Source organism: Flavobacterium xylosi, from assembly GCF_042787345.1.
GTDB classification, from domain to species: domain Bacteria; phylum Bacteroidota; class Bacteroidia; order Flavobacteriales; family Flavobacteriaceae; genus Flavobacterium; species Flavobacterium xylosi.
The window spans coordinates 152,730-168,201 of record NZ_JBHZPZ010000002.1 but is presented as its reverse complement, the minus strand read 5'-3'; the positions used below and the strand labels follow the sequence as shown (position 1 = coordinate 168,201).

The following is a 15,472-nucleotide window of genomic DNA, read 5'->3' as shown; positions in this document are numbered from 1 at the left end:
CTAGAAAAAGCAACAAAATCAATAGTTAACGAGAGAAAATTATTTTAAAAAAATTATTTTTTTCTTTCAATCACATAATTGACCATCAAAATTAGCGCGTGTTTAAAGTCAGAATCCGGATAATTATCCAGAAGTAAAAGTGCGTCTTGCTGGAATTCAACCATTTTTTGTTCCGCATATAGTAATCCATTATTGTTTTTTACAAAAGCAATAACCTCTTTTACGCGTTTTTTATCTTTATTATGGTTTTTAATGGAATTAATCAGCCAGCTTTTTTCTTTTGAAGTACACGTATTCAAAACATGAATCAGCGGTAAAGTCATCTTTTGTTCTTTGATGTCAATTCCGGTTGGTTTTCCAATGGCTTCATCCGTATAATCAAATAAATCATCTTTTATTTGAAAAGCCATTCCAATGAGTTCTCCAAATTTACGCATGTTCTCCACCTGAACTTCATCTTCAATAACGGATTTTGCTCCAAGAGCACAACAGGCAGCAATAAGTGTTGCTGTTTTTTTTCGAATGATTTCGTAATAAATGTCTTCCGTAATGTCTAACCTTCGAGCTTTTTCTATTTGGAGTAACTCTCCTTCACTCATTTCGCGAACGGCTACTGAGATGATTCGAAGTAAATCGAAATCCCCATTATCAATAGAGAGCAATAATCCTTTCGACAACAAATAATCTCCAACAAGTACTGCAATTTTGTTTTTCCAAAGAGCATTAATAGAGAAAAAACCTCTTCGACGATTGCTGTCATCAACAACATCATCATGAACTAAGGTCGCGGTATGAATCAGCTCGATAACGCAAGCTCCGCGATAGGTTCGCTCGTTTACAATACCTGCCGAAACCATTTTGGCAGTCAGAAAAACAAACATGGGACGCATTTGCTTCCCCTTTCTATTAACGATATAATACGTGATTCTGTTGAGCAAAGCCACTTGAGAAGTCATCGATTCGTAGAACTTTTTTTCAAAAAGTTCCATTTCGTTGAAAATGGGCTGTTTAATTTGAGAGGTCACATTCATTAGAATTCAAAGATACTATTTTTAATAAAAAAGTCACCTATTTAAATTAAGTATGTGTTTTATTATACAATTCCTAAAATATATTTTTTCCCCTAGTCTTATAAATTTTAAATTCATCAATTACAATTTAAAAAACTCCTTCATGTTATTCTTTTTTATACATTTATAACTTAATTGAGCCCCAATTAAACCTTTTATACTTTTAGTAATCAAAGCCTTAACTTAAAAACCATTTATTATGAAAAAGAAAATTTTATTATTTGGAATGCTTTTGAGTATCACTGCATTTACCAGTTGCACATCGGACTCTAATACCACAACAGCTGATGCAGCGGTAACGAGCAATGATGTTGCAGCGAATCAGAGTATGGATAATGCCATTGATGACGTCTCCCTTATTGTTGATAATCAATATGAATTAAGTGAAGGTTCTCCAACAGGTAAAACGGTAGGCAATTATTATTCAATTCTGCCAAGCTGTGCAATAGTTAGCGATGCGGGCTCAACAACTTCTGTAAGAGTTATCACTGTTACTTTTGGAACTACAACGTCAGCTTGTTTGTTTAGAGGTCACTCCATAAAAGGTCAAATCACTTTAACTCGTACCATAGGAACTACTTTTCCTAAAATAATGACTGTTACTTATAGCAATCTGTATATAAATAACAATAAACTGGAAGGAATGTCAACTTGGAAAAGAGAAATGATTGGTGATGGAGTCACTTTACATCCTAAAACTGCATTTACAATGACAGGGATGACGTTGACTACAAAAGCGGGAGTTTACACCCGTAATGGAGAAAGAACAAGAGAAATGACTGCTGGTTTCCTAACTCGTTCAAGCCCAACTGACGATGTATATTCAACCTATGGTACATTTACAACTACACATCCAAACGGATCTGTTTTCACCTCTTTAATAGAAATGGCGACTCCTTTAATCAATAAAACTGCTTGTAACTTGCAACAAGTCCCAATGCCTTTTCCAGTATCCGGTAAATTGAAACTTACAAAAAAAACTCATACCTCAACAATTGACTACGGAAACGGAGATTGTGATAATTTAGCCATGCTGTCCATTGATGGTGCCACCGCAACTCCAATTGTTCTGGGCAATTAATTTCTAGAAAGATTCAAAACTAAAAATGGAGTTCAATTATGAACTCCATTTTTTATGCTTCTTTATTTGCCAGTTGACCACAGGCAGCGTCAATATCTTTTCCGCGGCTTCTTCGGACTTTTACAACTATACCACTTGCTTCAAGTGCCTTGATATATTCGTTTATCGATTCTTCCGAAGCTTGCTGGAATTCTCCATCATCAATAGGATTGTATTCTATCAAATTGACTTTACAAGGAACATATTTACAGAATTTCACTAATGCGTCAATTGAAGCTTTATTGTCGTTGATGTCTTTCCAAACGACATATTCGTAGGAGATTTTACTTTTGGTTTTTCTATACCAATATTCCAATGATTCGCGTAAATCTGCCAAAGGGAAATTAGCACTAAACGGCATAATTCTAGAACGTATTTCATCGATTGCAGAATGCAGAGAAACGGCTAGTTTGAATTTTACGTCATCGTCAGCCAGTTTTTTTATCATTTTTGGCACTCCCGAAGTAGAAACCATAATACGTTTTGGCGACATGCCTAAACCTTCCGGAGAAGTAATCATTTCGATTGCTTTCAATACATTATTATAATTCATGAGTGGCTCTCCCATTCCCATAAAAACAATATTCGATAACGGATGATTGTAATACAGACGACTTTCTTTGTCTATAGCAATAACCTGATCGTAAATTTCAGCGGGTTCCAGATTTCGCATTCTTTTTAATCGCGCTGTTGCGCAAAAGTTACAATCTAAACTACAACCCACTTGACTGGAAACACAAGCGGTTGTTCTTGTATTTGTAGGGATTAAAACAGATTCTACCACTAACCCATCGTGCAAACGTACCGCATTTTTTACAGTCCCGTCTTCACTGCGCTGCATGGTATCTACTTTGATATGATTGATTACAAAGTTTGCCTCAAGCATAGAACGTGTTTCCTTAGAAACATTGGTCATATCCTCAAAACTATGTGCGCCTTTGCTCCACAACCATTCATAAACTTGATTCCCACGAAAGGATTTGTCGTCATTAGCCACAAAAAACTCTCGTAATTGTTCTTTTGATAAGGCTCGTATGTCTTTTTTCTCAATTTGCATGGTGCAAAGTTAGTAAGTATTTTGAGGTTTTCGTTATTTGTGAATTTGGATATTTGTAATTTTGTGAAAAATTTAAAAAAATGCATTTCATTTCCCAAGAATTAGAAGACTATATCGAGCAACATTCTGAAAAAGAACCTGCATTATTAGCAGCACTCAATAAAGAAACATATCAGAAGATTTTGTTGCCTCGCATGTTAAGTGGGCATTTTCAGGGACGCGTTTTAAGTATGCTGTCTAAACTGATTCGGCCTGTAAATATTCTTGAAATTGGGACTTATACGGGCTATTCCGCATTGTGTCTATGCGAAGGCATGCAGGAAAGCGGGCAACTTCATACCATTGACATCAAAGAAGAATTGGTAGATTTTCAGCGAAAACATTTTGACAAATCACCATGGGGAAAACAAATTGTGCAACATCTTGGAGAAGCAGTTGAGATAATACCAACTCTTGAATTAAAATTTGATTTGGTTTTTATTGATGCCGACAAAGAAAATTACCTCAACTATTTTGAATTGATTCTTCCTAAAATGAATAAGGGAGGTATTATTTTATCAGATAATGTATTGTGGAGCGGTAAGGTTTTAGAACCTTTACAAACCAATGATTTGAGCACAAAAATTATAATGGAATACAATCTTTTATTAAAAAACGATCCTAGAGTAGAAACCGTTTTATTGCCCATTCGTGATGGATTGACCGTGAGTCGGGTGCTTTAGGTTTTAGCCTTTTGGAAATTAAAAAGACATTTTGGAAACCAATATCCTAGCCCTGATGGAAGCGGCATCCTTTTCTAGTTCTGAACTTGTTTCAGGATCCTGAAACAAGTTCAGGATTAGAAAAGATAGAGCGTACAGCAGGAAAAAGCTACTGAAAAACACTACATCATTTGGCTTGAGAAAAATATTTTTGTTGTACCAGATCGTAAATAACGTACATCATAAATCCGAAAATAAATCCGCAAAAATAGCCCATAAGAATATCTATTGGGTAATGCAATCCCAAATATATCCTGCTGTAAGCGAATATTAATGGCCACAAGAAAAGAAAACCTAAATGCTTAATTTTACTTTTGAAATTAAAATATAAAAAGGTGGCAACAGCCATTGTATTTGCTGCATGACCAGAGAAAAAGCTAAACGAATAGCTCTTTTTTACTACTCGAATAAAAGTATTGAGTGCAGGATCGTTACAGGGCCTCAATCGTTGAAAGCCATTTTTGAATAAATTGGTCGTTTGGTCTGTAATAGTTATTAAAACGGCTATAAACAAAAATAAAATCAAGGTTTGCTTCGTACCTAATTTTTTAAAAATCAAATACGCCAATAGCAGAAAAAACGGCAACCAATTGAATTGTTTGGTAATCATTGACCAAAGCGGATCAAAGGTTTCTGAACCTAAACCATTCAAATAAATAAATAATTGGGTATCAAGGGAAAGTAATTTTTCCAACATTACATTTGACGTTTAATAGGACCTGCAACGTCTTCAATTATTTCCTTGATTTTTTCAATAGGAGTGGCAGTTTCTCCCAGAAGATTTTCCTTGGCCTTACTGATTTCTGATGAAATATTCCCTGTCATGTCAGTCAATGATTTCGCATCAAATCCATTAGCTTCAGCACCTTTTTGGATTTCACTTTTTATATCGTTGGTCGCATTTTTTATTTGTGCCATTGCTTTTCCCATAGTACGTGCTATTTCAGGGACTTTATCAGAACCGAAAAGCATCAATACAATAAAAATGATAAAAACCAATTCGCCTCCTCCTATGCCAAACATATTTTTTGTTTTTTATTGGTACAAAGATATCATTTTTTGAAACTTTGTGTTTTAAATTTTTCATAAAAAAAAGACTCAAAATTGAGTCTTTTTTTATTTTTATTTTTCCTTAATCAAATTTAGTTTTAGTTTCAACTTTTGGCCAAGTGTTATTGGTTACATCAATATCTGCAGTTTCTAATTTTGGGTCAATCTGAATCTTTTTTATTGCTTTTTCAGTAGCATATACTTTCTTAGCGGTATCGTTATTCTTTCTCCAGATTTGTGCCGGATATTTGAAAACTTCTTTGGTGTCATCCTCATAAGTCATTTCAACAATAATAGGCATTAGCATTCCTCCTGGTTTATTGAATTCTACTTCGTAAAAATACTTAGGTGCTTTTAGACTTGCTTTTTCTTCAGCTGAAAATTTTTGGTTTACATATTCCGAAAGTAATTTTACTTCCTCCATTTTCAATGGTTTCTTTGATGCCGAATTTAATTCATCGCTTTTATCGGAGACTAAATATACAAATGGTCCTTTATCCAAACCAAAACGTCCTTTTCTTACCTTGACATCTTTCAATTCTGCAGTTGGTGTTTCAGTAACAAAATATTGTTTTACTTCATTTATACCAATATCAACAAAATCTGTTGAGTAAAACCATCCTCTAAAAAACCAGTCTAAATCTACTGCCGAAGCATCTTCCATTGTTCTAAAAAAGTCTTCCGGCGTTGGGTGTTTGAATTTCCATCTGTTAGAATATACTTTAAATGCATGGTCAAACAATTCTCTTCCCATAATGGTTTCTCTAAGAATATTTAAACCTGCAGCTGGTTTTCCGTAGGCATTATTGCCAAATTGAATAATGCTCTCTGAATTAGACATAATAGGCTCCAATAATTTTTGGTCTCCACTCATGTAAGGGACAATTTTACTGGGAATTCCACGATTCGAAGGGAAATTAGTCCCTAATTCCTGTTCGGCCATAAATTGCATAAACGAGTTTAATCCTTCGTCCATCCAAGTCCATTGACGCTCATCAGAATTTACAATCATAGGGAAAAAGTTATGCCCTACTTCATGTATTACCACTCCAATCATTCCGTTTTTTGTACGCTCACTTGTAACGCCTTTTTCGTCAGGACGTCCATAATTCCAACAAATCATAGGATATTCCATTCCTTGATCTTCCGCTGAAACGGAAACTGCTTTTGGATAAGGATAATCGAAAGTGTGAGATGAATAACTTTTTAGGGTATGAGCAACTGTTCTAGTAGACGTTTCTCCCCAAAGCGGATTCGCTTCTTTAGGATAAACCGACTCTGCCATCACAACTTTAGTACTCAACTGCACTGCCATTGCATCATAAATAAACTTTCTAGATGTGGCAATTCCAAAATCTCTTACGTTTTTGGCACTAAATTTCCATGTTTTTTTCTTATCAGAAAACCCTTTTTCATTGGCTTCAGCCTCAGCTTGAGTTACAATTACAACAGGTTTGTCAAATGATTTTTGAGCCAACTCATATCTTTTAACTTGTGCTGGCGTAAACACTTCGCCTCTATTCATCAATTCTCCTGTCGCATCCATAACGTGATCCGCAGGAACGGTAACGTTCACATCAAAATTCCCAAAAGGCAAAGCAAATTCTCCACCTCCCCAAAATTGCATATTCTGCCAACCTTCAACATCATTATAAACTGCCATTCTAGGGTAAAACTGTGCAATTACATACAATTTATTTCCTTCTTTTTCGAAAGGTTCATAACCAGAACGACCTCCATCTTGAATGTAGTCATTAATATTGTACCACCATTTAGTAGAAAATATAAATTTTTCACCTGGTTTCAAAGGAGTAGCCAGATTAATACGCATCATGGTTTGATTTATGACATAAGACAAAGGATTTCCTTTCACGTCTTTTACATATTCAATTTTAAACCCTCGATCTGTTCCTTGCTTCAAAAACTCATTAGCGAATTTTTCCGCAGGCAAAACTTGTTCTATTTTCTCATTTTCGGCCAATGGAGATTGTGAATTTTTAGCTGCTTGATTTTGGTCTAATTGTACCCATAAATACTCTAAATTATCCGGAGAATTGTTATAGTAAGTCACTGTTTCAGAACCACTTAGTTTCGCGTTTTTATCATCCAATTCCACGTCAATTTTATAATCCGCTTGTTGCTGATAATAAGCTGGTCCAGGAGCTCCTGATGCAGTACGAAACATATTGGGCGTTGCTAATAAATCATACATTTGACTGAACTTGTTGGTGTCGTACTTTGCTGATTGTTTTGGGGTTACGGTAGTAGTTTTTTCTTGGGCTAATAAAATCGCCGGAAGAAAAAATAATAAAGATATTTTTTTCATAAGGTAAACGTGGTTATTTCAGTTTGTGAAAATAACAATTTTTAACAAAAGATACTCGCAATATTAATATTTTAACACTCCATTCCTTGAAGAATCTGTTAAGAGTAGGCTATTTTTTACGCCGAGTACAGTAACATGAGTGATATTTTGCTGTTCTGTGTTCCAATCTATCAAAACTGAATTAAAAATTTCAAGAGAATTAATTTTGGATATCCCTTTAATATTAGAATAGCACACCAAAACGTCACCATCTAATTCTTTGCTCAAAAAAGTCATAGGTTTCGACTGCCCATTTACTTTAATGGAAAAATTTTCTGCCAGATATTTTTTTAGCAATACTATTTCCTCAGACGCTTCTTTATCAGTTCCTAAATTCAATTTCTTGTTGTACTTTTTCTCCAAAGCCTTATTCAGGTCATCCACAAAAATTCGAGAAGTAATTTGCAACATTTTCTTTTCGGGAGCATAATTTAGCTGATATATTGCCATATAAAATTTATGAACACTAAAAGCTGATGTGGTCAAAATCAAAAGCACAAAAAAGGTATATAAGATTGTTTTTTTCATTTAGCAAAAGTAGTGATTGTTTTAAACTCTTTGTTTTTTAGGTTTATTTTTAATAAAGTAAACAACAATCATACCACCAATATTTATAAAGTCTATTCGCTTTTCAATTCCTAAAACTGCTATTACATTTTTTTGTTTTCAATGGCCGTAACTTTTTTATACTCCTTGTTTTTAGTAACCAAAAAGTCAATTAATTGAAATTCACTTTCCGCTTTAAGAAGCGTTTTTGATTTAGAATCATTCTCACAAAAAATAAGAAAAAGTCTAATTTCGTCATCATTTAATTGCAAAGTATTGGCAAAGAAATCATAACCAACCCTTTTCAAAGCCACTTCGGTAAAACTTTTATTTTGTGTAAAATCTATTACCTCAGGATTGTTTTTTCTTAATGTTTTTAAAACGTCTTTATAAATTCGGACAAAGTTCATCCCATTTTCAATAGTCCCATCCGGTGGCATTGTTCTATTCTTTGGAGAAGACTTTTCGTCATCAAAATATTGGTTATCAACAATAGCCTGAGTATTTCCGCTAATTGGTTTTACCCCTTTTTTTGCAGGTACAAGCACTTCAGCTAATTGATTCGTAAAAGCCTCCATTTTCACTCTTAACATCGGGGCAGAAAGTTGTTTTTCAGTAAGAACAATTTTTCTGGATTTGAATGCCAGACTTGAAAAAACCAAAGTGTCATTGACTTTTGCCAGGATACTGAAAAAACCTCGAGGCCCGATGAGCATTCCTGTTTTAGAATTTACATTAAAAACAATCACATTTTCTAACTTAATAGAATCGTTTACCACCTGACCATGCAACGTTTTTCTTGTCAATACCTGACTCAAACAAAATTGACAAAATAAACACAAAACAAGGATTGTTATTTTATTTTTCATTTTCAATGGTTTTATTATAATTTTCAGCTAAACTGACAATCAAAAACATCGCTAACGTTTTGTTCTTAGTGCTCAATGCATCTGAAAATCCAGCATCTTCTATACAATAATATTGAAAACCCCTGATATAGTCAACAGGAATTTTGAGAGTTTCTATATAATATTTATTTTCAAAAAGAACTTCAAGTCTGGATAACGAATTTTCTTTTTTCTCAATAACCATTTCTTTTTTAAGCATTGCTTTACGTCCAGAAATCGTATTTAACAAACCGTCAATACCTCCGCCAGAAGTTGCGGTATATAATTTCCTTTCCGCTGGGGTATATTTTTTTTGTCCATAAGGGATAATTCCTAAGTTTTCGGCTGTTACTCTTGAATTATCATGGATAACGATTTCCTTTAAAGGAATGCTTTGCGTCGTCATTTGAATTTGAATCCCATTCGAAATAAAATCTCCGTTAGTGACTTTCCTACGTAAAGTTACGAGATTCACAGCTGAAAATACTAAAATATCACCTTCTTTTGCAAATAGCGAAAAGAAACCGTCTCTATCTGAAACAGTTATTCTTTGATTCGTTGAATTCAATATGTTTATCCCTTCGACAGCAACCGATTCAGCGGTGATTTTTCCTCGAATTTCTTTTTCGGCAGTATTTTGTCCAAAAATAATTTGAGTTAGAAAAAAGAAAACAAACAGTAGTGTATTATTTGTTTTCACTGGATATAATTTCGTTATACTTAGTGGCTAATTCCCCAATCAAAAAAGAGGTCATTGTTTTATTATTCGATTTTAAAATAGTCGTGAATTTTTCATTTTCTACAACATAATATTCAAATCCTTTTACATATTCAGAAGGGATTTTTAACTTATTTACAGAATAATCGATATCGAATAAATTATCCAGTTGGTTCAAATAGGACTCTTTCTTCTCGACTTCAATCTCTTTTTTAAGCATCGCTGTCTTTCCATTGATTTTATTTATAATTTGATCTCCGGCTAATGACCCTCCAAGCAATCCCAATAAATTAATGGGTTTAAAATCACCCGCCGTTTTTAATTTCCTTTCCGCTTGAGTATATTTCTTTTGACCGTTTGAAATAATCCCCAAAGACTCCGCATTGATATTTGCCTGTTTTTTAACGATAACTTCTTGTAATTGATTCACAATTGGAGTCATTGTAACATAAAACAAATCTTGTTCAAAATATTCCGAAGTCAAACCAACTCTTTTTGTTTTAAATTGTACAGCTGAAAAAATTAGTGTATCTCCAACTGTTGCGGATATTGAAAAACGTCCCTCATTATCTGTAATTACAGCTTTTTTGGTTTTCAAATTAAAGACATGAATCCCTTCTAGGTTTGACAAGCTTGCAATAATTTTTCCATTCAAGTTCTCAGGAATTGGTTCCTGCGCTAATGCCTTTGTTGCCATCAAAATAAAAAAAACGCATACAGCTCTAGTCATTGGTTTACAGTCAAATTTGAATTATTATAAGAATCGTAAAAGTATCCTACTCTTTTCTAAATTAATTACTAATGACTTGGTAAAAATATGTTAATTAAACATTCTAAAATGCAACTTTAAAAAGCATGATTTAATATCTTTATACCAAACTATTTTCACCTAAATAAAAATGAAAAATATTATTATCGCCAGCACTTCTACCCTGCACGGTGGAGACTATTTAGATTATCTTTTACCTGAATTACAATTGCATTTCAAGGATTGCAAAACGATTCTTTTTATATCATACGCACGTCCTGGCGGTATATCACATGAAGAATATACTGCAAAAGTAGCTTCGGCTTTCGCCAAAATGGATATAGCCGTCAAAGGAATTCATGAATTTGAAGATCCAGCATCAGCAATTCAAAATGCTCAAGGAATTTTTACCGGTGGTGGCAATACATTTTTATTGGTATCCCAATTGTACAAAAACAACGTCATGACTGTTCTTGCAGAAACAGTCAAAAACGGAACTCCGTATTTAGGAACAAGCGCAGGAAGTAATATCTGCGGACTGACGATGCAAACCACCAATGACATGCCTATTATTTATCCTCCAAGTTTTAAAACCTTAGGATGGATTCCTTTCAATTTGAATCCTCATTATTTGGATGCGGATATTCAATCGAAACACATGGGAGAAACAAGAGAAACAAGAATACAAGAATTTCACGCTTTTAACTCTGTTCCTGTTTTAGGGTTACGAGAAGGAAGTTGGCTGGATGTAAAAGAGTCAAAAATTATTTTGAAAGGTACTTTATCAGCCAGACTTTTTAGACAAAACCAAGCTCCTGAAGAATTAGAAAGCGGATCTGATTTGAGTTCTATAAAATGATTCTGAGCATAAATAAAAAAGCCGAAACAATTAAGTTTCGGCTTTGAAGAGCGAAAGACGAGGCTTCCCGTATCTCTTCTTTCACGGGATGTCCCGAAGTTTCGGGACTCGCGTAACTTCTAAATAAAAAACCTCAAACAAAAGTTTGAGGTTTTTGGAGCGAAAGACGAGGCTCGAACTCGCGACAACCAGCTTGGAAGGCTGGAGCTCTACCAACTGAGCTACTTTCGCATTAAAACAGTAAAATAAAAAACCTCAAACCAAAAATTTGAGGTTTAGAGCGAAAGACGAGGCTCGAACTCGCGACAACCAGCTTGGAAGGCTGGAGCTCTACCAACTGAGCTACTTTCGCATTAACAACGGTGCAAATATAGATAATAAAATAGGTTCAATGCAAGTTTTTTTTTTGAAAAAAATCATAAAATTACACCCAAAAGCTTTTTAAAAAAGCATCTCTCAGACATAAAGAATTTAATATGAAATTATTATACCTTAATTTGCTTAAAAATTTATTTAAAAAAAAATGCAAAACATCAAAGAAATAACTGCAAAAGAAACCTTTTCGGTAAGACATCCTGTTCTTCGGGCTGGAAAACCAAAAGAAACCTGTCATTTTGATGGCGACAATTTTGAGAGTACCGTTCATTTTGGTCTTTTTCTAGAACAGGAATTAAAAGGGGTAATTTCATTATTTAAAAACATCACCGATTTATTTGCAGAAAATATCCAATACCAAATTAAGGGCATGGCCGTTTTAGAAAATTACAGAAAAAAAGGATTGATTGAGGCCCTTATACTCCATTGTGAAAAATACTGCATTACCCGAAATGCAAATTTAATTTGGTTCAATGCCCGAAAAGACGCTGTTGGTTTTTACCAAAAAATGGCATACCAAAAAAAAGGTATGCCATTTGAAATCGAAAATATTGGGGAACATGTTGTAATGTTCAAAAATTTATGAAACTAATTCAGAAGCCAATTTAAAACTTCTTGAAGGATGGTAAATAAAGAAACATGATTTGTTTTTTATCGAATTGATAATATCCTTAGATAATTCTACCGGTACAGCAGGACAACCTTGACTTCTTCCTAATCTATGATTATTTTTTACAAATGAATTAGAAACATACTCTGCTGCATGCATTACCACACCTCTGTTTCTTGCATTATCATTAATTCCTTTTTCCAGTCCGTCAAGTTTAAGTGACATTCCATGTTTTCCGTTGTAAATTTCACCTGTTGAGTAAAACCCTAAACTACTTTTATAGGATTCTGCTGCATTTGAAAAAGAAGAAGCAAAATCCTCACCTGTATTTCTTCCATGTGCAACAAGGGAATTATATAATATGGTGTTTGTTGTCAAATCGATTACCCAAAGTCTTTTGGTGCTCGATGACAAACTGAAATCAATTAAAGTCAATATGTCTTTCTGAACTAATCCTTTTTCTTTCAGCAAATAAAAACCTTTCAAAGCTTCCGTAAAGCTTTCTAGCTTAGGCAAGCCAAATTCATTGGAATGTAAGCTATTATAAACCATTTCAATCTTAGCATCTATGCTGTTGGTCATTGTTTTGGCATATAGTACAGTTTTAGTGGTCTTGGTTTCAGGAAGACTTGGTTTGCTAGTCGTAAACGAAAAAAGCAAAAACAAAATAGCGGGAAATATCTTATAAATCATTGAATATCTTTAAGTTAAACATTAATTTGGGATGGCAAACGTACACATAAATTCACAGTAGAAACAAAAATTATGAAAAATTTAATTATTATATAACAAAATAAATTGAAAAATATTGTGTATTAAAATAAAAATAAAAATACATTATCTGTTAATTTTGCTATTTTTGTCCTTATTCAATACTGATTTATGCCGAAATACACTTATTTATCATTACTTTTTTTAATTTTTTGCAGTATTAGCACCTATAGTCAAAAAAAAGCTCTTCATACAGCACGTATAACTCAAAACATTACAATTGACGGGAAAATAAATGAAGAAGTTTGGAAAACTGCATCAGTGGCTACCGATTTCGTCATGTATGAGCCTGATAACGGCAAACCGATTAGTACCGATAAAAAAACAGACGTAAAGATATTATACGATAATAATGCCATTTACGTTGCCGCTTTACTATATGACAATAATCCTGCCAAAATAAAAACAGAGATAACCAACCGGGATGTTTTTGGAGTTTCAGATGTTTTTTCTGTTTATATCAACGGATTTAATGACGGACAGCAAGATTTTAGATTTTATGTGAGTTCAGCCGGGGTTCAGATGGATTGTTTAGCAACAGAACACAGTGAAGATTTTACATGGGATGCCATTTGGGACAGTAAAGCAACACTTACGGACTTTGGATGGGTTGTAGAAATGAAAATTCCATATGCGGCGTTACGATTTTCAAATGCTGAAAAACAAACTTGGGGACTCAATTTTATGCGTGAAATAAAACGAGATGTTCAAAAATATACTTGGAATCACATAGATACTAAAATTGGCGCTGTAATTCCGCAAGCAGGAATCCTTGAAGGAATAAAAAATATAAAAACACCTACCCGGCTTTTCTTTATTCCATACACATCTGCTTATTACCAACAAAATGACATAGGATCCAGCACTACATTCAAAGCTGGTTTAGACCTAAAATACGGAATTAATGATTCCTTTACACTGGATGCTATTTTAGTACCTGACTTTGGACAGACAAAATTTGATAATGCTATATTAAATCTCGAGCCCTTTGAACAAAGGTTTGATGAAAATCGACCTTTTTTTACTGAAGGAACGGATTTATTTAGCAAAGGTGGATTGTTTTATTCCAGAAGAATTGGTGGCGCACCAAGCACGGAACCACAAATTGCAGATAATGAAGAAATCACCAATTACCCGAGTAGCGTAAAACTAATCAATGCGGTAAAAGTATCAGGCAGAACGGAGAAAGGTTTGGGAATTGGTTTTTTGAATGCCATTACTAAAAAAACCTACGCTACCATCCGAAATAATGACACCAACGAAAACAGAAAAGAAGTTATTGAACCCTTAACTAATTATAATATGTTAGTTCTGGATCAGCGTTTTAACCAAAACTCATCTGTTTCTTTTGTCAATGCCAATACCACCCGAAATGGAAATTTCAGGGATGCCAATGTTTCCGCATTATTATTTGACTTGAATACCAAAGCAAATATGTATAATTTATATGGGGATTTTAAGTATAGTAGCATCAATACAACAGAAGACTACACTGGTTTTAAGACGTCGTTAAACTTTGCAAAAACAAGCGGAAAATATCGATATTATCTTTCCGGAAAATATCTTTCCAGAGATTATGACATCAATGATTTAGGAATTATATTCTATACGAATTATCACAGTGCTTTTGCAAATGGCAGTTATAGAATCTTAAATCCTATAAAGTTTTTTAATACTTTTAAGATAGAACAGGAATTGAATCTGGAAATTCAGAATACAACCGGTAAATTGCAAGAGGGCTGGTATAAAACGGTCATAAAGGCCAGATCACGGAACAATAATTACTTTGAATTGGCTTTGGTAATAAATCCATTAGAAACTTTCGATTTTTATGAACCGCGTGAAAACGGCAGATACCTGCAAATCCCACGAAGAATTTCATCTTATTTTGGAACTGAATTCAACAGTAATAATGCTTTTACTTTTGACTTCACTCCAAGTTTCGCAATATATGATCAGGATGGCCGAATTAATTACGGGCTTGCTTTAGGCCCAAAATACAGGTTTAATGACGAATTTTCATTATCCTATGTATTAGATTATACCATTAAAAAAAATGACATAGGCTGGGTGGCTTTTGACAATGCTGGAATTATTTTTGCAGAACGAAATAGGGAAATACTACAAAATGACATAACCGGAAAATATGCCATAAACGATAAGATGACTATTAATCTTACCGCTCGTTATTACTGGTCCTATTCTCAAAACCATGAATTTTATACCCTGCAAAACAATGGTTATCTGATTCCAAACAATGTCTATTCGACCAATAAAGATCGAAATTTTAATTCTTGGAATTTTGATTTATCCTATTCCTGGTGGTTTGCTCCAGGAAGTGAAATATCTTTTTTGTATCGAAATTATTCACTGGAAAGAGCCAGCATTGTTGAAAAGAATTTAAACACGAACTTTAAAAGTGTTTTTAACGGCAATCTAACTAACGTATTTTCAGTAAGTCTTCGTTATTTTATTGATTACAATGTGGTGAAAAATACATTTTAAACCTTAGGACTATCTTCATAAAAAATGAGA

At 33.8% G+C, this 15,472-nt stretch carries 15 protein-coding genes and 2 tRNA genes; 5 read left to right on the top strand and 12 right to left on the bottom strand.

All coding sequences use genetic code 11. From position 1 onward, the window contains the following. Nucleotides 1-53: 53 nt before the first annotated feature. Nucleotides 54-1,031 carry a polyprenyl synthetase family protein gene (locus ACFX5E_RS02355; protein WP_379853559.1) on the bottom strand — a complete coding sequence of 326 codons (978 nt, stop codon included), beginning with the start codon at nt 1,029-1,031 and terminating at the stop codon, nt 54-56. A gap of 238 nt (nt 1,032-1,269) precedes the next feature. On the opposite strand from ACFX5E_RS02355, the gene ACFX5E_RS02350 reads away from it, so the two are divergent. Next, entirely contained in the window at nt 1,270-2,151 is an 882-nt protein-coding gene (locus ACFX5E_RS02350; protein WP_379853558.1) for a hypothetical protein, read from the top strand. Between the two features lie 52 nt (nt 2,152-2,203). Here ACFX5E_RS02350 and rlmN read toward each other — a convergent pair whose 3' ends face one another. Further along, nucleotides 2,204-3,247 carry a dual-specificity RNA methyltransferase RlmN gene (gene rlmN / locus ACFX5E_RS02345; protein WP_379853557.1) on the bottom strand — a complete coding sequence of 348 codons (1,044 nt, stop codon included), beginning with the start codon at nt 3,245-3,247 and terminating at the stop codon, nt 2,204-2,206. Between the two features lie 80 nt (nt 3,248-3,327). Between rlmN and ACFX5E_RS02340 the strand changes: the two genes are divergently transcribed. Next, entirely contained in the window at nt 3,328-3,969 is a 642-nt protein-coding gene (locus tag ACFX5E_RS02340) for an O-methyltransferase (RefSeq protein ID WP_379853556.1), read from the top strand. 166 nt (nt 3,970-4,135) lie between these two features. On the opposite strand, the gene ACFX5E_RS02335 is transcribed toward ACFX5E_RS02340, so the two are convergent. The 7 genes from ACFX5E_RS02335 to ACFX5E_RS02305 form a co-directional block, all read right to left on the bottom strand. Next, entirely contained in the window at nt 4,136-4,705 is a 570-nt protein-coding gene (locus tag ACFX5E_RS02335; RefSeq protein ID WP_379853555.1) for a phosphatase PAP2 family protein, read from the bottom strand. Beyond that, entirely contained in the window at nt 4,705-5,031 is a 327-nt protein-coding gene (locus ACFX5E_RS02330; protein ID WP_379853554.1) for a twin-arginine translocase TatA/TatE family subunit, read from the bottom strand. Before ACFX5E_RS02330 ends, ACFX5E_RS02335 begins: the two co-directional genes overlap by 1 nt. 109 nt (nt 5,032-5,140) lie before the next feature. Then, nucleotides 5,141-7,384, bottom strand: a complete 2,244-nt coding sequence (locus tag ACFX5E_RS02325) for a M1 family metallopeptidase (protein ID WP_379853553.1) — start codon at nt 7,382-7,384, stop codon at nt 5,141-5,143. A gap of 63 nt (nt 7,385-7,447) precedes the next feature. After that, nucleotides 7,448-7,951, bottom strand: a complete 504-nt coding sequence (locus tag ACFX5E_RS02320) for a DUF6702 family protein (protein WP_379853552.1) — start codon at nt 7,949-7,951, stop codon at nt 7,448-7,450. A 122-nt stretch (nt 7,952-8,073) separates the two neighbouring features. After that, complete coding sequence (locus ACFX5E_RS02315) at nt 8,074-8,838, bottom strand: peptidase associated/transthyretin-like domain-containing protein (protein WP_379853551.1); 765 nt, start codon at nt 8,836-8,838, stop codon at nt 8,074-8,076. After that, nucleotides 8,828-9,556, bottom strand: a complete 729-nt coding sequence (locus ACFX5E_RS02310) for a peptidase associated/transthyretin-like domain-containing protein (protein WP_379853550.1) — start codon at nt 9,554-9,556, stop codon at nt 8,828-8,830. The genes ACFX5E_RS02315 and ACFX5E_RS02310 overlap by 11 nt, the downstream gene beginning before the upstream one ends. Beyond that, on the bottom strand, nt 9,543-10,304 hold the full coding sequence (locus ACFX5E_RS02305) for a carboxypeptidase-like regulatory domain-containing protein (protein WP_379853549.1): 762 nt from the start codon (nt 10,302-10,304) through the stop codon (nt 9,543-9,545). Before ACFX5E_RS02305 ends, ACFX5E_RS02310 begins: the two co-directional genes overlap by 14 nt. Before the next feature lie 169 nt (nt 10,305-10,473). On the opposite strand from ACFX5E_RS02305, the gene pepE reads away from it, so the two are divergent. Further along, nucleotides 10,474-11,181, top strand: coding sequence for a dipeptidase PepE (pepE, locus tag ACFX5E_RS02300; protein ID WP_379853548.1), 708 nt, complete (start codon nt 10,474-10,476; stop codon nt 11,179-11,181). Between the two features lie 155 nt (nt 11,182-11,336). Here pepE and ACFX5E_RS02295 read toward each other — a convergent pair. Then, nucleotides 11,337-11,412, bottom strand: a tRNA-Gly gene (locus ACFX5E_RS02295). 48 nt (nt 11,413-11,460) lie between these two features. After that, nucleotides 11,461-11,533, bottom strand: a tRNA-Gly gene (locus ACFX5E_RS02290). Between the two features lie 171 nt (nt 11,534-11,704). On the opposite strand from ACFX5E_RS02290, the gene ACFX5E_RS02285 reads away from it, so the two are divergent. After that, entirely contained in the window at nt 11,705-12,142 is a 438-nt protein-coding gene (locus ACFX5E_RS02285) for a GNAT family N-acetyltransferase (RefSeq protein WP_379853547.1), read from the top strand. Here ACFX5E_RS02285 and ACFX5E_RS02280 read toward each other — a convergent pair. Beyond that, on the bottom strand, nt 12,137-12,859 hold the full coding sequence (locus tag ACFX5E_RS02280) for a murein L,D-transpeptidase catalytic domain family protein (protein WP_379853546.1): 723 nt from the start codon (nt 12,857-12,859) through the stop codon (nt 12,137-12,139). The two genes, ACFX5E_RS02285 and ACFX5E_RS02280, sit on opposite strands and share 6 nt — an antisense overlap. A gap of 189 nt (nt 12,860-13,048) precedes the next feature. On the opposite strand from ACFX5E_RS02280, the gene ACFX5E_RS02275 reads away from it, so the two are divergent. After that, entirely contained in the window at nt 13,049-15,442 is a 2,394-nt protein-coding gene (locus ACFX5E_RS02275) for a DUF5916 domain-containing protein (protein ID WP_379853545.1), read from the top strand. Nucleotides 15,443-15,472: the final 30 nt, after the last annotated feature.